The 17996-nt window shown below is 62.9% G+C and carries 14 protein-coding genes; 5 read left to right on the forward strand and 9 right to left on the reverse strand.

The features are described from left to right. Nucleotides 1-17 precede the first annotated feature (17 nt). Nucleotides 18-491: a GNAT family N-acetyltransferase gene (locus Aeroheme_RS18790; protein ID WP_368169145.1), complete on the reverse strand. Its 474-nt coding sequence runs from the start codon at nucleotides 489-491 to the stop codon at nucleotides 18-20. A 186-nt stretch (nucleotides 492-677) separates the two neighbouring features. Between Aeroheme_RS18790 and Aeroheme_RS18795 the strand changes: the two genes are divergently transcribed. Together Aeroheme_RS18795 and Aeroheme_RS18800 are read left to right on the forward strand one after the other, a co-directional pair. Then, on the forward strand, nucleotides 678-2120 hold the full coding sequence (locus tag Aeroheme_RS18795) for a RimK family protein (protein WP_411166360.1): 1443 nt from the start codon (nucleotides 678-680) through the stop codon (nucleotides 2118-2120). 24 nt (nucleotides 2121-2144) lie between these two features. Continuing rightward, a complete protein-coding gene (locus Aeroheme_RS18800) occupies nucleotides 2145-2681 on the forward strand; it encodes an MgtC/SapB family protein (protein ID WP_163155378.1) in 537 nt (178 codons plus the stop codon). 60 nt (nucleotides 2682-2741) lie between these two features. Here Aeroheme_RS18800 and Aeroheme_RS18805 read toward each other — a convergent pair whose 3' ends face one another. Together Aeroheme_RS18805 and Aeroheme_RS18810 are read right to left on the reverse strand one after the other, a co-directional pair. Beyond that, entirely contained in the window at nucleotides 2742-4358 is a 1617-nt protein-coding gene (locus Aeroheme_RS18805; protein ID WP_411166361.1) for an alpha-amylase family glycosyl hydrolase, read from the reverse strand. 123 nt (nucleotides 4359-4481) lie between these two features. Next, on the reverse strand, nucleotides 4482-4754 hold the full coding sequence (locus tag Aeroheme_RS18810) for a DUF2442 domain-containing protein (protein WP_025325517.1): 273 nt from the start codon (nucleotides 4752-4754) through the stop codon (nucleotides 4482-4484). Nucleotides 4755-5016: 262 nt separating this feature from the next. Here Aeroheme_RS18810 and Aeroheme_RS18815 point away from each other — a divergent pair, with 262 nt between their 5' ends. Beyond that, nucleotides 5017-6981 (forward strand): LTA synthase family protein, encoded by a 1965-nt coding sequence (locus Aeroheme_RS18815; protein ID WP_411166362.1) that lies wholly within the window; start codon nucleotides 5017-5019, stop codon nucleotides 6979-6981. A gap of 181 nt (nucleotides 6982-7162) precedes the next feature. Here the strand turns inward: Aeroheme_RS18815 and metF are convergent, their stop codons facing one another. Then, nucleotides 7163-8059, reverse strand: coding sequence for a methylenetetrahydrofolate reductase (gene metF / locus Aeroheme_RS18820; protein WP_025328549.1), 897 nt, complete (start codon nucleotides 8057-8059; stop codon nucleotides 7163-7165). 327 nt (nucleotides 8060-8386) lie between these two features. On the opposite strand from metF, the gene Aeroheme_RS18825 reads away from it, so the two are divergent. Then, nucleotides 8387-9181, forward strand: coding sequence for a GNAT family N-acetyltransferase (locus Aeroheme_RS18825; protein WP_411166363.1), 795 nt, complete (start codon nucleotides 8387-8389; stop codon nucleotides 9179-9181). Between the two features lie 77 nt (nucleotides 9182-9258). Here Aeroheme_RS18825 and Aeroheme_RS18830 read toward each other — a convergent pair whose 3' ends face one another. From Aeroheme_RS18830 to Aeroheme_RS18840, 3 genes are all read right to left on the reverse strand, one after another. Next, the gene (locus Aeroheme_RS18830) at nucleotides 9259-10704 is read right to left on the reverse strand and encodes an ABC transporter substrate-binding protein (RefSeq protein WP_411166364.1); all 1446 of its coding nucleotides are present in this window, start codon (nucleotides 10702-10704) and stop codon (nucleotides 9259-9261) included. Nucleotides 10705-10712: 8 nt separating this feature from the next. Then, complete coding sequence (locus Aeroheme_RS18835) at nucleotides 10713-12692, reverse strand: methyl-accepting chemotaxis protein (protein WP_163149461.1); 1980 nt, start codon at nucleotides 12690-12692, stop codon at nucleotides 10713-10715. A gap of 200 nt (nucleotides 12693-12892) precedes the next feature. Next, nucleotides 12893-13504: an OmpW family outer membrane protein gene (locus Aeroheme_RS18840; protein WP_025328553.1), complete on the reverse strand. Its 612-nt coding sequence runs from the start codon at nucleotides 13502-13504 to the stop codon at nucleotides 12893-12895. Nucleotides 13505-13828: 324 nt separating this feature from the next. Between Aeroheme_RS18840 and Aeroheme_RS18845 the strand changes: the two genes are divergently transcribed. Further along, nucleotides 13829-13954, forward strand: a complete 126-nt coding sequence (locus tag Aeroheme_RS18845; protein WP_005328766.1) for a hypothetical protein — start codon at nucleotides 13829-13831, stop codon at nucleotides 13952-13954. Nucleotides 13955-14125: 171 nt separating this feature from the next. On the opposite strand, the gene uvrA is transcribed toward Aeroheme_RS18845, so the two are convergent. Continuing rightward, nucleotides 14126-16954, reverse strand: coding sequence for an excinuclease ABC subunit UvrA (gene uvrA / locus Aeroheme_RS18850; protein ID WP_111911710.1), 2829 nt, complete (start codon nucleotides 16952-16954; stop codon nucleotides 14126-14128). 94 nt (nucleotides 16955-17048) lie between these two features. Continuing rightward, nucleotides 17049-17687, reverse strand: a complete 639-nt coding sequence (locus tag Aeroheme_RS18855; RefSeq protein ID WP_162472085.1) for a LuxR C-terminal-related transcriptional regulator — start codon at nucleotides 17685-17687, stop codon at nucleotides 17049-17051. Nucleotides 17688-17996 lie beyond the last annotated feature (309 nt).

Consider the following 17996-nt stretch of genomic DNA (forward strand, 5'->3'; position numbering starts at 1 on the left):
CGATGGCTGGACGCGATTCACGACGGGTCCCGCCCGGCGGGGCGCAGCGCCAGCACCAGCCGGTGCGCATGCTGACCCGGCCCGTAGTAGTCCGGCAGCCGCAGCCTTGGGCGAAACCCCAGCCTGTGGTAGAGGGTCTGGGCCTCGGGGTTGGCGTCGGCGACCTCGAGCCGGATGGCGCCCCAGCCCGCCTCCCGGCCCTCCCGGATCACCTGCTCCAGCAGGCGCCGGGCCCAGCCCTGGCGGCGCACCGTCCAGCGAATGGCGAGGGTCTGGATGATGAGCCTGTCCCAGCCCCTGTGCTCCAGCACGCTGAGGTAGCCCATCAACTGCGCCTTCTCATCTTGCAGCAGCAGGGTGCGCCCCTTGGCATGGCTGAGCAGGTAGTGCCAGCGGCTGCGGCCGAAGGCGACTTCGGGGGGGAAACAGTAGCGTTCCAGCTTCACGATGGCGCCCAAATCATCGGTTCGGGCCGCGCGCACGGTCAACACGGGGAGTCCTTGTTCGGTTATTTATCCTCAGCACCAGAAATGCGACTTGTATCACAAGTTACCAAGGCAGAATATTAGGCACTGTAACCTCTTGTTTCCCCTCGCGCCATTGTCGTGCTTGTCGGTGCATCGAAGCCCACTGGGGATCCTGCCTTTTCAGGCAGTCCTTTCTGTGGAGCCGAAAATATGAGTACCTATGTCATCGTCGAGGAGCTGGGCGACTGGCCCTGCCATGCCGATTATCTGCTGACCGCCCGCACCTATCTGCAACACGGCGTGCCGACCACCGGCGGCCGTCCCCGCATCATCAACCTCTGCCGCAGCCTGGAGCACCTGAGCGCGGGCTATTACTGCTCACTGCTGGCCCAGGCCCGCAGTCACCACTGCCTGCCGGGACTGCAGGCCATCAGCCGGCTGCAACCCCAGCAGCCACCGGCCAAGCTGTGGCGCAAGCTGCAGGGCTGGCTGACCCGCCAAAGCGAGGACAGGATCCGGGTGCGCGCCATCTTCGGCCAGTGCGAGCAGAGCGAGCTAGGGGGGCTGGCCCGCTACTACTACGGCCTGAGCCAGCTGCCGTTGCAGGAGCTGACCCTGAAACGTGGTCGTCACGGCTGGTCGGTGCGCCAGCAGCAGAGCCTCTCCCCGCTGGCGTTGAGCCAGAGCGAGCGGGAGCTGATGCTGCAACACGCCCAGGCCCTGGTGGGCACCGGGGGCGAGGAGCAGACGGCGCCGCTCTATCAGCTCGCCATCCTGATGGATCAGAGCGATGGCCGCGCCAGCAGCGATGCCCTGGCGATAGAGCGCTTCATTCAGGCCGCCGCCGCCCAGGGGATCCAGGCCGAGGTACTGGCGCCCTCCGCCATAGAGCGGCTGCCGGAGTTCGACACCCTCTGGCTGCGGGCCGAGACCGCGGTCGGCCACTACACCTTCGAGTTTGCCCGCCGCGCCGAGCAGCTCAAGATGCCGGTGATCGACAGCTCCCGCGCCATCCTCGCCTGCAGCAACAAGCTCTACCTCTACGAGCTGATGGTGCGCAGCGGCGTGCCCATGCCCCCCACCATGGTGGTGACCCGCCGTGGCCGCCACCAGGTGGACGAGCTGGTGCAGCGGCTCGGCCTGCCGCTGATGGTGAAGGTGCCCGACGGTGCCCAGGGTCGGGATCTCGCCATGGCGAGCGACGAGCCCCAGCTCGCCCGCCTGCTGGACGAGGGGCTGGGCCGCTCCGCCCTGTTGCTGGTGCAGAGCCGGATCCCCGCCGAATTCGACTGGCGCATCGGCTTTCTCGACGGCTCGCCGCTGTTCGCCTGCCGCCGCTACCGGCCGGAGCCCGGCAATCGCATCCGCCGCCGCAAGCACCCCCTCGACCTGAGCCGGATCGAGGCGTTGCCGCTCACCGAGGTACCGGAGCGGGTATTGCAGACCGCCCGCCGCGCCGTGCACCAGCTCGGCAACGGCCTGTTCGGGGTGGATCTTCGCCAGCAGTGCCAGGGCTGCGTGCTGCTGGAAATCATCGACAATCCCTGGATACGTGGCGATATTGAAGACAGAGAGGCCAAAGATCTCTACGAGCGCCTGGCCAGGGCCTTCCGGCAACGGCTGGAGAACCGGGGACAGAGCGCGGCAGGATAACAAGCAGGATCGGCAGAGGTGGGTATGATGACAACGCAGTGGTGGGACATAGCGCCCCTTGGCTGGAACAACATTCTGGCCTGTCTGGTGTGTGGCGGTCTGGTCGGGCTGGAGCGCCAGTTGCACGGCAAGCCGGTCGGCATTCGCACCTCCTCCCTCATAGTGCTCGGCACTTACTGCTTTCTCGCCATCGGCGCCGCCGTCAGCCCGCAGTCTGCGGATCAGGCGCGGGTGCTGGGCCAGCTCATCACCGGCATCGGCTTCCTCGGCGCCGGGGTCATGATGACCCGGGATGGTCAGGTGCTGGGGGTGACCTCAGCGGCCACCATCTGGATGCTGGCTGCCCTCGGCGCCCTGATCGGCATGGGAATGCTGCACCAGGCGGTGCTGCTCACCGGCGTGACCCTGGGGATCCTGGTGGGGGTTCACTACCTCGAGACCAGCTTCAAGAGCCTGCGCCGCGGGGTGCACAACCGGCTGGAGCACTGGCGCAACGGCAACGAGCGCGGCGTGTCGGCCAGCCCCCGTCAGGAGGAGCTCGGCAGCGGCCTCGAGAAATAACCCTGTCGCCAGCTGGCAACAAAAAGGGCTCCTGCGGGAGCCCTTTTGCTGTTTGCCGTCTTATTGCAGCAGCAGGAAGCGGCCACTGAGGGGCGGCAGCTCCACCGTCAGGCTGCTGCCCCCCATGGCCAGGCGCTCGCCGCTCTGCAGATCCACCAGGGCGCTGCCGCTGCGCAGCTTGGCCAGAGGCAGGCTGTAGCTCTGGGGCGTGGTGGAGACGTTGAGCAGGTAGACCACTTGCTCGGCCGCCGTCTGCTTGATGTCGCCATAGACACTGCCATCGGCCACCAGCTTGACTCGCTCCCCCTGATAGAGAGCGGGATGGGCGGCGCGCAAGGCCAGCAGCTGGCTGAGCCACTGCTTGAGCTCGGCCTGCTCGCCGCTCGGGGTGAAGCCGGTGACACCGGGCACCTTGCCGTCGCTGCGGGCCACGTGATCGTCGCACAATCCCTGGGCCGCACAGTCACCGCTCACCTGGGCAGCAAAGCCCGGCACCTCGTCGCCAAACTCCTCGCCGTAGTAGAGGGTGATGGGGCCGGAGCGGGCCGCCAGGAAGCTGAAGGCCGCCTTGTGGCGCTGCCAGTAGTCCGCCTGATTGAAGTTGCCGCGCTCCAGCAGATCGCCGAAGCGCACCAGATCATGGTTGCCCAGCATCAGGTTCGGCATGGCGTGATTGGGGTAGTTCTCCACCTTGTTCCAGCTGGCATCGAGCACGCTGGCGCCCTGCCCGCCTTTGCCGGACTCCTCCACCGCCAGCGCCTGCACCAGGCCGTAGCGCAGCGGGAAGTCGAACGCCGAGGAGAGCGCCGGGTTGTCGCTGCTGCCATAAGCCTGGGCCCGGATCTCGTCAGCTCCCTTCCACACCTCCCCGACCAGGTAGCCGAGGGTGCCCCACTGCTGGCCGGCGGCCTTGCGCGCCGCGCTGGCCTGCTCCACCTCGGTGCGAATGGCGCGCCAATCATCCAGCCCCAGCTGATAGGCCTGATCGAGGCGCCAGCCGTCGATGCCGTACTGCTGGACCCAGTAGCGGGCCACCTCCTTGAAGTAGGCGAGGCTCTCGGGCTGGCCGTAATCCACCAGCTGGCCCGGATAACCGGCACCGCCGCTCTTGAGGGCAGGCAGACGACCCTCGGGGGAGGGCTTGCTCACCCCCACCTTGTTGACGTGGCCGAAGACGCCGTCGAGGAAGACATAGAGGCCCCGCTGGTGGGCCGCCTCCACCAGTTTTTTCAACTGGGCGTTGCTGCCGAAGTTGGGGTCCACGTTGAAGAAGTCGCAGGCGAAATAGCCGGTGGCATCCAGCCTGTCGTCCCCGGCCTGACCGGCGCAGGAGTCGAACACAGGGGTGAGCCAGATGGCGTTGACGTTGAGGCTCTTGATGTGGTCCAGGCTGTCGATGATCCCTTGCAGATCGCCGTTGTGCCTGGAGGGGCCGTAGCCGACGCCGTAGTTGGCACTGCCGTCGCCATCGACGAAGGACTCCACCATCACCTGATAGGTTCTCAGGTTGCAGGCGGGCTGATCATCGCCGTAGCAGGCGCGACTGTCCGAGATGGGAGGCGGATTGACCACGGGGGGCTGGGTCTCGCCGCTGGATCCCCCGCCGCCGCTGCCGCACGCTGTCAGTAACAAGGCGGCCCCGATCAGGCCGCCATGGCGCAACCTTCCTTGTTTCATTGTTATCTTCCCGCTGTGGTGGTGCTGGCGCAAAATGCGCCACCCTGAGGCCATGATAACGGCCTGGCCAGAGCGGGTCTGTGACTGAAAACGTTACCTGGCTCAACGAGTTAGCCGTCACTCTCAGCCCGGATTGCGATCGGGGAAGGCCTCGCGCTCGTCGATGGGGGCAATCAGGTGATAGACCTCCTGGGCCGACAGGGTGCAGCCCGAGGGCCACTCCAGCTGGTGGCGGCGATTGATGAAGACCCGGGCGCAACGCCGCTCAGTATCCAGTGCCGCGAACAGGGGCTGGCTGCGCCAGGGGGTCAGATCCAGCACCCCGGTGGTGCCGTCAGAGAGCACCACGAACAGGCACCAGCCGTGCACATACTCCACATCGATAAAGACCGGCATCCCTTCGGCTCCGATTGAGAAAATCCGGCGCCATTATAGGCAAGCCCCTCGCCGCGCTTTGCAGTGGGGATCACACAACGCCCAGTCATTTATGCTGTCTTTTGGCTCCCCCGGGAGCCCTCATTAAAAAATCAATGTTATCAATAGCGTCCAGTCTCTCCCTGCACCGCAACCTTTCCCCGCCCCCATTGTCATAACCCTGCAATATAAAAAAAGCTGTCCTCGGATGGGCATCAAAAAACAGGCTTTATCAGGAAAAACAATGACAAAAATAAGACATTGGCTGGGTCCATTTTGGCCCATCGCCATTTTTTCGGTGATCGCGCTCATCGCCCTCTCCGCCAGCCGGGCAGGCCTGGGGCTCTGGCAACAGGAGCGGGTCGACGCCGTCGCCGGTTGGTCAGAGATGCTGCTGCAGGGATTGCGCGTCGACTTCGCCACCCTCTGCTGGCTGTGGGGCGTGCCCGCCGTCTTCACCCTGCTGCTGGCCGGCCCCCATGCCCTGGGCCGCGCCTGGTTGCAGCTTATCCGGGTCTGGCTGACCCTGGGGCTCTGGCTGATGCTCTTCCTCGAGATCTCCACCCCCGCCTTCGTCACCGAATACGGGGTGCGCCCCAATCGCCTCTATATCGAATACCTCATCTACCCGAAGGAGGTGCTCGCCATGCTGTGGGCGGGCCGCAAGGGCGAACTGCTGCTGGCCCTGGTGTTCAGCCTGCTGACCCTGGGGGGCGGCTGGTGGCTGAGCGGGCGCCTGATGCAGCACCTGAGCTTCCCGCGCTGGCATCTGCGCCCGGCCTTCGCCCTGCTGATCCTGGCCATCGGCTTCCTCGGCGCCCGCTCCAGCCTGGGGCACAGGGCCCTGAACCCCGCCATGGTGGCGTTCGCCAGCGATCCCCTGATCAACGCCCTGACGGTCAACTCCGCCTACTCCCTCTTCTTCGCCATCAAGCAGATGAGCAACGAGGAGAGTGCCGGCGAATTCTACGGGGAACTGCCCAGGGAGCGGATCCTGGCGCTGGTACGCGAGGAGAGCGGCCGCCCCGGCCAGGACTTCAACTCCGAGACACAACCCAGCCAGACCTTCAACGAAGCCAGCCATGGCGGCAAGCCGAAGAACCTGGTGATCCTGCTGCAGGAGAGTCTGGGCGCCCAGTTCGTCGGCTCCCTCGGCGGCCTGCCGCTCACCCCCAACATAGATGCGCTGTCCCGGGAGGGATGGGCGTTCGAGCAACTCTACGCCACCGGCACCCGCTCGGTGCGTGGCATAGAGGCGGTGCTGACCGGCTTCACCCCGACCCCGGCCCAGGCCGTGGTCAAGCTCGGCAAGAGCCAGACCAACTTCTTCACCATCGCGGATCTGCTCAAGCAGCGGGGCTATGACACCAGCTTCATCTACGGCGGCGAGAGCCACTTCGACAACATGCGCAGCTTCTTCCTCGGCAATGGCTTCACCACCATAGTCGAGCAGAAGGACTTCAAGAACCCTGTGTTCGAGGGCTCATGGGGTGCCTCGGATGAAGATCTCATGGCCAAGGCCAACGACACCTTCGAGGCACTCCACAAGCAGGGCAAACCCTTCTTCAGCCTGGTATTCAGCTCCAGCAACCACGATCCCTTCGAGTTCCCGGACGACCGCATCTCCCTCTACGAGCAGCCCAAGGCGACCCGCAACAACGCCGCCAAATATGCTGATTACGCCGTCGGCGAGTTCTTCAGGAAGGCCAAGGCATCGGACTACTGGAAGGACACCCTGTTCCTGGTCATCGCCGATCACGACAGCCGGGTCGGCGGCGCCAGCCTGGTGCCCATACCCCGCTTCCATATCCCTGGAGTCATAGTGGGAGAGGGCATAGCGCCGAAACAGGATAGGCGCATCGTCAGCCAGATAGACATGGCGCCCACCCTGCTCTCCCTGATGGGCATAAGTGCCGACTACCCCATGCTGGGCAAGGATCTGACCCGCATGCCGGCGGACTGGCCGGGGCGCGCCATCATGCAGTACGACAAGAACTTCGCCCTGATGCGGGGCAAGGATGTGGTGATACTGCAACCTGAGCGGGCGGCGGAAGGCTTCGTCTATGACGATGCCAGCGAGACCCTCACCCCGGCCCCGCAGCCGGATGCCATGAAGGAGGCCGCGCTGGGGCTGGTACTCTGGGGCAACCTGGCCTACCAGCAGGGGCTCTACCAGACGGCGCCGGACGACAGGCTCGTCCTCAACTGAAGGGATGCAGAAACGAAAAAACCGCCAACTGGCGGTTTTTTCGTTTCTGCTGCCTCATCCTGAATATGGATTCACCTTTCCCCTCTGAAATACCATTCCCCGGTGCGGTGCATAGGGGGACGCTAAAGATTGGCTGATATGGTGCAAACCCATTTCATGACCAGACACGGGCGGATGGGGATCAGGCCTGGCCTTTCGGCCTGACTCCCAGGGTATGGCAGATGGCGTAGGTCAGTTCGGAGCGGTTCAGGGTGTAGAAGTGGAAGTCCTTCACCCCTTCCTGACTCAGCACCCGCACCTGGTCGATGGCGATGCTGGCCCCCACCATGTTGCGGGTCATCTGATCGTTATCCAGCCCCTCGAACCGCTGGTGCATCCAGCGCGGGATCTTCACGTTGGTAAAGCCGGCAAACTTGTTGAGGGTCTGGAAATTGGAGACCGGCAGTATCCCCGGCACTATCTCGGCATCGATGCCGATGGCGGCGCAGCGATCACGAAAGCGCAGATAGGTCTCCACATCGAAGAAGAACTGGGTAATGGCACGGTTGGCGCCGGCATCTATCTTGCGCTTGAGGTTGAGCAGGTCGGACTGCGCGCTCCTGGCTTCGGGGTGGCCCTCCGGATAGGCGGCCACCGAGATGTCGAAGTCGGCCTCGGACTTGAGCAGGGCGACCAGATCGGTGGCATACATGTCCGGCTTGTCGAGTCCGGGGGGCAGGTCACCGCGCAGAGCCACTATGTGACGAATGCCGCTGTTCCAGTAGTCACGGGCAATGGTTCTCAGCTCGTCGCGGCTGGCATCGATACAGGTCAGGTGCGGTGCGGCGATAAGACCGGTGCGCTCCTTGATGTCCTTGATCACCTTGTGCGTACGATCCCGGGTGCCCGAGTTGGCGCCATAGGTCACGGAGACAAACTTGGGTTCCAGCACCTGCAGTCGTTCGATGGATTGCCAGAGGGTATTCTCCATCCCTTCACTGTTGGGGGGAAAAAACTCGAAGCTGACCGAAATGTTGTTACCCAAGTCAGCCAGACTCTGGTTGAGTGCCTCAACCTGACGCGCGCTGTGAAATCCCATCTGCTCTCTCCCTGTCCTACAACCGATTCCTGTACGTCAAAACGGATGTTTGGACGTCTAAACGTCTTTCTATCTTTATGAGAAAACGGATCAAAGTCAACATCGATTTGCCCACGAAGGCGGGATAAACGATTTTTTTTATTTTGCAATTCGACCCAAGTAACGGCGGGCCCCATCCCAAAATGGCCTCAGGCACGCTATGATGCGGGCGGATCGTCTTGGACGTTCTGAATCTGCGTGTGATTGTTTGGCCGGGTTTCCCGGCCTTTTTTTAACTTCTCTCCCTCCCTGCCGATAATCAATTCAAGCATTTGCAGGAGCCTTGTCATGGAAGATCACCCCGGTTTTGCCACCGATTTGCTGTTCGATCGCTATCAGGGCGAGGTGACGGACCATGAAGGGTTCTGGGCCGTGCGCACCCCGACCGCCCCGGATTACTACTTCGGCAACTATCTGCTGCTCCCCACTCCGCCCAGCGACCGCGACAAGGGTTGGCTCGAAGCCAGCTTCGACAAACTGATCGGCCAGGATCCCAAGATCCGCCATCGCACCTTCCAGTGGCCGCTGGCCGAGGGACAGAACAGCCGGGTCGCCTGCTTCGTGGCGGCGGGATACCAGTACATGGAGTGCGTGGTGCTGGCGCTGGGGGCGGTCGATTGGCAGGCCCCGAGCGACCAGGATCTCGCTCCGGCCCGCCCCTTCACCCCCGCCGACTGGGATGACTGGCTGACCCTGGAGCTCGATGACAGGGACTCGGGCCATGGGGAGGCGAGCTACCTTGCCTACCTTCAGTCGCGGCGCGACCTCTATCAGGCCATGATCGCCGATGGATTGGGACAATGGTGGGGGATCTGGCAGGGGGAGCGTCTGGTGGCCAGCTGCGGCCTCTTCTTCACCGGCACCATGGGGCGCTTTCAGCTGGTACGCACCCATCAGGATTGGCGCAACCGGGGCCTGTGCCGTCAACTGCTGAGCCAGGTCGCCCGCCAGGGGTTCGAGCGGGCCAGGCAGCTCATCATAGTGGCCGACGAGCACTACCACGCCCAACGGGTCTACCGCGCCCTGGGCTTCGTTCCGGTGGCGCGCATCGGCAGCCTGTGCCGCTGGGCTCAGCAGCCGTAGGTGTCTGACACAGTAGGCGTCTGGCGCAAATAAAAACGGGAGGCTGATGCCTCCCGTTTTTTTCATGGTATAGCCCTTCAGGGCTGCGGCGCTTCCAGCTCGCTGGCCAGCGCCTGCTCGACGTCGGTCGAGGCCGCCGCTGAGGGGGCAACAGCCGCGGGCACGGGGGACGCATTCAGCTCGGTCGAGATGGCCGCGGATGGCGCAGCGATGACAGACTCAACCGTGGCGGGAGCGGCAGAGACGGCGGCGGGAACCGCGCATTGGCAGTCCAGGGCCTTGGCCTGCTGGCCCTGATGAGGGGCGTACCAGCCCTTCAATCCCTGCTCCAGCCGATCGGCGGCGGCTTGCGGTGCCATGGTGCCGAGCAACACCCCCTGGCTCACCTCGGCCAGCTCATCCCCCAGCTTGGGGGTGCCGCGAGAGAGGATCTGGGTGGCGACCCGGATGGTGGAGTCACACTGATCCCGCCACTCCATCATCTCTTTGGCCGCCGGGTTGGTGGCCTCGAAGAAGTGGTTGGAGAGGGAGAAGAACCCCGGCAGCGAGTTGGTATAGAGCTCGGCAAACTGGGAGGTGGTCAGCCACTGCAGGAAGGTCATGGCGGCCTCCTTGTTCTTGCTGGCCGGGTTCATCCCCATGCCGATGTCGGTGTGATCGGTAAAGAAGCAACCGTCACCCTGTTTGGCCACAGGGGGGCGCATGACACCGAAGTCCACCTTGCCGGTGAAGGGGGCTATCTCCCAGGAGCCGGCCGCATAGAAGGCGGCCTTGCCGGAGGTGAACAGCGCGTTGGTGGTGGCATAGTCACGACCCTCGCCCCCCTCGCCGAGATAGGCACGCCAGCGGGCCAGTTCCTCGAACACCTTGACGTATTGCGGGTTGTCGAGCCGCTCCTGGCCCGCGATCAGCGCCAGCCGACCATCCTCCCCTTTCCAGTAGTTGGGGCCTATGTTCTGGAAGCCCAGCTCGGAGGCGACCCAGCTCTCAGAGCCACTCATGGCCAACGGCACATAGCGGCCATCCGCCTTCACCTTGTCGAGCACGGCGAAGAACTGGTCCCGGGTCTGCGGCACCGTCAGCCCCAGCTCACTGAAGATCTGCTTGTTGTAGAAGAAGCCGTGAATGACGGAGGCCATGGGCACGCAGAAGGTCTGGGCGCCGCTATCGGTCTGCCAGGGGGACTGGGCGAAGCTCGGGAAGTTCTCCATCCCGGCCATCTCGCTCAGCTCCGCCAGATGGCCTGCCTTGAACAGGGCCAGAGAGTCGTCGAACGGACGGCAGGTGATGAGGTCCCCGGCCTTGCCCGCTTTCAGGCTGGCCCAGAGGGTCGGCATGTATTCGACGTTCTGCACCCCGTTGAAGCTCACCTGGATGCCCGGGTGAGCGGCCTCGAAGGCGGGAATGATCTTCTCCTCCCACAGGGCCTTGTCATCTATCCGCCAGCTTTCGATCACCAGCTCGCTGGCCATCAGCTGGCCACACAACAGGAGACTCAGGGCCCCGATCCACTTGTTAGCCATAAGTCCTCCTACACCTTGAAATGAGCGATCAATTGCTGCTGCTTGGCGACCAGTTCCGCCAGCACTTCACTGCTGCCTGCCGATTCACGGGCCTCCCGTTCGGTCTCGTAGGCCACGTCCGCAATGCCGGCGATATGACGGGCCACCCCCTGACTGACCGAGATCTGCTCCTGGGCCGCATGGGCGACCTGATCCGCCATCGACTTGATGGCACTCATCCGCTCGGCGATGGATTGCAGCGCCTGATCCATGGCCCGGGTCTGCGACACGCAACCCTGGGTCTGCTCCTGGCTGCGGGCCATCACCTCCACCACATGCTTGCTGGAGCTCTGCAGATTCTCGATCATGGCCTGGATCTCCTCGGTCGAAGTCTGGGTCCGGTTTGCCAGCGCCCTCACCTCGTCCGCCACCACGGCAAAGCCGCGGCCGGCATCACCGGCCCGTGCCGCCTCGATGGCCGCATTCAGCGCCAGCAGGTTGGTCTGCTCGGCAATGCTGCGGATCACATCCAGAATGCTGCCGATGTTGTTGCTGAATTCCCCCAGCTTGTGGGTGATGCCGACCGCCTCCTCCATGGCGCCCGCCAGCTGTTCGGTGATCTGGCGCGTGGTCGCCACCTGCTTGCGACCGGCGCGAGCCTCCTCGTCGGCCAGATCCACCTCGCGCTTGGTACCATCGGTGGAGCGGGCCACCTCGGTGGCGCTCACTTCCAGCTCGGTGATGGCGGCGGCGACCTGGTCGGTCTGGCTCTTCTGATCCTGTACCCTGGACATGGCGCGCTCGCTGATCTCGGCGGCGCGGCTCGCCTCCTCCACCAGATGGCGGGAACCGGCGTTGATCTGGGAGAGCAGCTCCCCTGTCTTGTCCGCCAGGGTGTTGATGGAGCGGGTCAGGCTGCCGAATTCACAGCGGCTCTGGTAGTCGATGCGCCGGGTCATGTCCCCGGTGGCCATGCGATCCAGTGCCCGATCGATCAGCTGCAGCGGGCGCTGTATGCTGCGCGCCGTGGTGTAACCGATGATGAGCGCGGCGGCGGCGGAGATGGCGGAGACGATCAGGATCCAGAAGCTGGCACTGCTGACGGCGTCATCGGCCCCGATCCGGCTCTGGCTGGCGATGCTGCCCGCCGACTTGCCCATCTCGTCCAGCAGCGCCAGGCTGTTGACCAGGCTGGTATCGAGCTGCTGATTCAAGGTTTGCAGCGATGCCGCAAGCTGCTGGGCATGGCGCATGGTGGCCAGCAGCCCCTGCGGGCCGAGCGCCAGCTCCTGCATCCTGTCCAGATTGACGACGAAGCGCTGCCTCACATCATCGGGCACCAGCACCCGCTCGAGCCGCTTGCGCGCCATCTCTATATCCTTGGCGAGCACCTTCTCCAGTTCGTTGAGATCTGTCTTGGCGTCGGCCCGACGGATATTCTTCAGATCCCGGGCTATGCCGGAGGTGATGAGTTCGGCCTTGTTGCGCATGGATCGCTTGCTGGCGGTCTGCTGCAACAGCAGATCGGCGGCCCACTGATAGGTATCTTCCAGCCGGATAAAGGCCAGCTCCAGCTCATGACGCCGATCGAGGGCGGCTATCCACTGGCCATGCTGGCTCAGCACCTGATCCGCCAGACCGTAGAACTCCCGGGTGGCCCCATCTACCTGACGAAAGCGCTCGCCCGCCTCGGCCACGTCGTTGAACCTGGCCATCTCCTGGCTCTGGGCCAGGAAGCGCGCCTGCTGCGCCTTGAACTGGCTGGCCAGCTGCGGCAACTGGGTGGCATCTTCGCTGGTCCTGTAGGTCAGCACCCAGCGGTTGCTGTCCTGAAGGGCTCCTTTGAGCCCTGCGACGGCGATCACCAGGGGAGTGGCACGATCCGATACCTGGGAGAGCCCCTCATTGATTCCCCGGATCTTCAGAATACTGATGAAGCCCAGCAGAACCAGCAGCAGCAACATCAGCACAAATCCGGCGATGATCCGCTGCACGATAGATAAACCCATGGAGACATCCTCACTCGTTGGGAAATAAAGGGGTGAACGCAGAGGCTATCGGCAAGTTGAGGCAATGGAAGAGCAATAAGTGACGCCATGAGGGGCCGGATCACGGTTATTTCCCCGAGCCGGACAGAAAAGGGCCCGAACAGAGCCGGGCCAAAGAGACATGCTTGGTTGTCATGGCCTTGTGGCGGCCAACCTTGTCATCAGAAGCGGTAGCCGACGCCGAACATGAAGGCAACCGGATCGATGGAGGTATTGATGGTGCCCACTGCGGTGTGCACGTCGGTGTCAATGTCGATGAGCCAGGCGGAGGCGTTAACGAACCAGCGGTCGTTGATCGCCATGTCCAGGCCCACCTGACCCGCCAGCCCCCAGGAGGAGTCAACGCTCACATCCGTGCCCGCCAGGGCACCACGGCCCTCTTCATCGAAGAAGGTGGTGTAGTTGATGCCGGCACCGACATAGGGACGCACCTTGCTGTTGGCGTCCCCGAAGTAGTACTGCGCCATCAGGGTCGGCGGCAGGTGCTTGACCTTGGCGACCTCACCCAGCCCCGGGGTCGACACCGAGTGGGAGAAAGGCGTCGCCGCCAGCAACTCGACGCCCCAGTTGTCCGTCAGCATGTAGGAGAGGGTCAGCCCCAGCTGCATATTGCTGTCGATATCCAGTTCGCCGGTGCCCAGAACGTCGTCACTGCTGGTCTGGGGAGAGACGAAGGCCAGGCCGCCACGCACCAGGATGTCACCGGCCTGATGGGCCATGGCGGCGGGGGAAGCAAAAGCGGCTGCGATCAGGAGAGGAAGCACTTTTTTCATCACATAATTCCTTTTTGTTTTCTTTCTATGTTGTAAGCCCGAAAACTATAAAAGGATGTGAATGGACGGTTATTGATTTAGCTCAATAGTTATCAAGAAATAGATGGATGTACACAGCAGCTTCAGATAGCCAAAAAACTGACAAATAACACCTGAAAATCATTTAAATACAGCCAGTTGAAATATAAATACGCAATGACATCCGATTTAAAATAGCAACCAAATACACCTTAAGGGTGCCCATATTCCCATTTCTCTGTTGTTTAATGATGCCGGCCAGCGTATTTTATTAAAGCAATGTAGCCATGCTGTAATTTAATCTTTATGAAACCACAAACACGCAAAGACAAAATCATCGGCATCCTGGCAGCCATCTGGGGCATAGGCTCCTTCCTGTTTATCCTGCTCGGCTTTCTGTTCGCCCTCGCCTTCCTGATGCTGGCCCACTGACACCCCATAGTCACCGCCTGCCCGGTGACGGGCTTGCCCTGCCCGACCCAATGCCGCATTCAGTCAGTCTCAGTGTCTGCGACCGCCACCGAGGCGTATCCCAATGCCCCTCCATCTCCGGCGATCGCCCACAAAAAAGGGGCCAAGGCCCCTTGTCTGTCTGACTTGCCCTTACTTGTTCAGCAAGGGGGCCAGGAAGCGCGCCGTGTGCGACTCCTTGCAACGGCTCATCTCCTCCGGCGTGCCGGTCACCAGGATGCGGCCACCACCGGCGCCCCCTTCCGGTCCCAGATCGACGATCCAGTCGGCGGTTTTGATGACGTCCAGGTTGTGCTCGATGATGACTATGGTGTTGCCTCTATCCCGCAGCTGGTGCAGCACCTTGAGCAGTTGCTGGATGTCGTGGAAGTGCAGACCCGTGGTCGGCTCGTCCAGGATGTAGAGGGTCTGGCCGGTGTCGCGCTTGGAGAGCTCCCGCGCCAGCTTGACCCGCTGCGCCTCGCCCCCCGACAGGGTAGTGGCCGACTGGCCGAGCCGGATGTAGGAGAGGCCCACATCCATCAGGGTTTGCAGCTTGCGCGCCACCGCAGGGACGGGGTCGAAGAATTCGCGGGCATCTTCCACCGTCATCTCGAGGATCTCGTGGATGTTCTTGCCCTTGTACTTCACCTCCAGGGTCTCGCGGTTGTAGCGCTTGCCCTTGCAGACGTCGCACGGCACGTAGACATCCGGCAGGAAGTGCATCTCCACCTTGATGACGCCATCCCCCTGGCACGCCTCGCAGCGGCCCCCCTTGACGTTGAAGGAGAAGCGACCCGGCAGGTAGCCACGTGAACGCGCCTCCTGGGTGCCGGAGAGCAGCTCGCGGATCGGGGTGAACAGACCTGTATAGGTGGCCGGGTTGGAGCGTGGGGTACGGCCGATCGGGCTCTGGTCGATATCCACCACCTTGTCCAGGTGCTCCAGCCCTTCCACCTCGCGATAGGGCGCCGGGGTGGACTCGGTCGCCTTGTTCAGCTCCCGGTGGGCGATGCGGAACAGGGTGTCGTTGATCAGGGTCGACTTGCCTGAGCCTGAGACCCCGGTGACACAGGTCATCACCCCTATGGGCAGATCCAGGTTGACGTTGCGCAGGTTGTTGCCGCTCGCCCCCTTGAGTTTCAACCACTTGCCGGTGAGCGGCGTGCGTTCATCAGGAATGGCGATCTGCTTGCGGCCGGAGAGGTAGTCACCGGTCAGCGAGGCGGGATTGGCGATGATCTCTTCCGGCGTCCCCTGCGCGACTATGGCGCCGCCGTGCACCCCAGCCCCCGGACCTATGTCGAGCACATGGTCGGCGAGGCGGATGGCGTCCTCGTCGTGCTCCACCACTATGACGGTATTACCCAGATCGCGCAGGTGGGTCAGGGTCTTGAGCAGCCGCTCGTTGTCCCGCTGGTGCAGGCCGATGGAAGGCTCATCCAGCACATACATGACCCCCACCAGACCGGCGCCGATCTGGCTGGCCAGCCGGATCCGCTGGGCTTCGCCGCCGGAGAGGGTCTCGGCGCTGCGGGACAGGCTCAGATAGTTGAGGCCCACGTTCACCAGGAAGCCGAGCCGCTCGACTATCTCTTTGAGGATCTTCTCGGCAATCTGGGCGCGCTGGCCGCTCAGGTTCAGCCCCTCGAAGAAGGCCAGCGCATCGCCGATGGACTGCTCGGCGATGGCCGGCAGGTTGCGGTTGTCGACGAAGACGTGGCGTGCCTCTTCCCGCAGCCGGCTGCCACCGCAGCTGGTGCAGGACTTGTTGGCGATGTACTTGGAGAGCTCTTCCCGCACCGAGTTCGATTCGGTTTCCCGGTAGCGGCGCTCCATGTTGTGCAGTATTCCCTCGAACGGATGCTTGCGCACCACCACATCGCCGCGATCGTTCATGTAGCGGAACTCGATCTCGGTACGACCGGAGCCGCGCAGGATCACCTCCTGGGTCTTGACCGGCAGATCTTCCCAGGGCGCCTCCAGATCGAACTTGTAGTGCTCTGAGAGGGATTTCAGCATCTGGAAGTAATAGAAGCTGCGCTTGTCCCAACCCCGGATGGCGCCACCGGCCAGGCTCTGGCTCGGATCGTGGATCAGCTTGGCGGGATCGAAGTACTGCTGCACCCCCAGGCCGTCGCAGGTGGGGCAGGCACCGGCCGGGTTGTTGAAGGAGAAGATGCGCGGTTCCAGTTCAGACATAGAGTAGCCGCACTCGGGGCAGGCGAAGTTGGCGGAGAAGATCAGGGGGGCAACCCCCTCCTCTCCGTCCATGGGAGCCACCAGGACTATGCCGCCGGAGAGGGTCAGCGCCGTCTCGAAGGATTCGGCGAGGCGCAGTGCCAGGTCATCGCGCACCTTGAAGCGGTCCACCACCACTTCGATGGTGTGTTTCTTGTGCAGCTCCAGCGAGGGAGGATCGGAAAGATCGCACACCTCCCCATCGATGCGGGCGCGGATATAGCCCTGGGCCGCCAGGTTCTCCAGCAGCTTGCTGTGCTCCCCCTTGCGATTGCGCACCACGGGGGCAAGCAGCATCAGCTTGGTGCCTTCGGGCTGGGCCAGCACCTGATCCACCATCTGGCTGATGGTCTGGGCGGCGAGCGGGATGGCGTGGGTCGGGCAACGGGGCTCACCGACCCGGGCAAACAGCAGGCGCAGGTAGTCGTAAATTTCGGTGATGGTGCCGACGGTCGAGCGCGGGTTATGGGAGGTGGACTTCTGCTCGATGGAGATGGCAGGCGACAGCCCCTCGATATGGTCCACGTCCGGCTTCTCCATCAGGGAGAGGAACTGGCGGGCATAGGCGGAGAGAGACTCCACATAGCGGCGCTGGCCTTCGGCATAGAGGGTATCGAACGCCAGGGAGGACTTGCCGGAGCCTGACAGGCCGGTGACCACGATCAGCTTGTCGCGGGGCAGAGTCAGGTTGATGTTTTTGAGGTTGTGGGTGCGGGCACCCCGGATCACGATTTTTTCCATCTTGTTGCGCGCTCGATACGGGAACCAGAGCGGGCCAGTATGGCATAGAGACTACTGGATGAATAGACAGGCTTTTATCATCCCATCCCGGTTCTCAGAGATACTCCTTGGCCCAGCTCACCGCCTGCAGGCGGTTCTTGACGTTCAACTTCTTGAACACGTTATAGAGGTGGGACTTGATGGTGTGCTCGCTCACGAACAGGCTGTCGGCGATCTCGGTATTGGAGGCCCCGGTCATCAGGTGGCGGACTATCTCCTGCTCACGGGCCGTCAGCAACGTCTGGTTGCGCAGGGGCTGGCCGCTCCCCTTGCGGTAGTAATCCACCAGATCGCACAGCAGATGGCGCGGGATCCAGTACTCCCCCTGCAACACCTTGCGGATGCCGATCACCAGCCGATCCAGGTTGTCCTGGCGGAAGAAGAGCCCGCTGGTGTGGGGCCACATCAGCAGCAACTCCCTGTCCGTGCTGGTCGGGGCGTTGAGCAACACGGCACTGGCCTCGCCGAAGCGACTGCAGATGGCCTTGCTCCAATCCGCCTGCTGAGCCGACTTCAGATAGTCCAGATCGATCAGCAGCAGCGTCTGGGCAGAGGTTTCGGCGGGTTCGGGCAGGGCCTCTATCTCCCCCACCAGCAAGATGGACAAACCAAGCTGTTCGCTGAGGTGACGCTGGAAACTGCTGGCTTGTGCATTATTTTCGGTGATCAGCACTAAGGGGTATTCGGGCGTCATCAAGAGAACTTCCTTGCACATTCGAGTCGGGGCTTTTCGGCAAGGAAGAGTACCAATCCCCCTCCTGGCTGCAGCATTAAAAAAGTATTAGACGCCGCTGTGATTCCTTTGAAGCTCAGCAATTTTCCAACCAATACAAATGACTAGCACACACCCCCCATTTGGGGGGTTAAGTAGTGCCGACCAGCACCATAGCAGGCCTTGGCCGTCGATGCAGCACTCTGCCCCGTCGTCCCCTTGCTGGTGGGGCCATACCTCGGGTAAGTTACTCGGACGCCAGCGGCGGGGTTTGGTGCTCGCCGGGACAGG

This window comes from Aeromonas sp. DSM 116730 (assembly GCF_046581335.1).
Classification (GTDB): domain Bacteria; phylum Pseudomonadota; class Gammaproteobacteria; order Enterobacterales; family Aeromonadaceae; genus Aeromonas; species Aeromonas rivipollensis.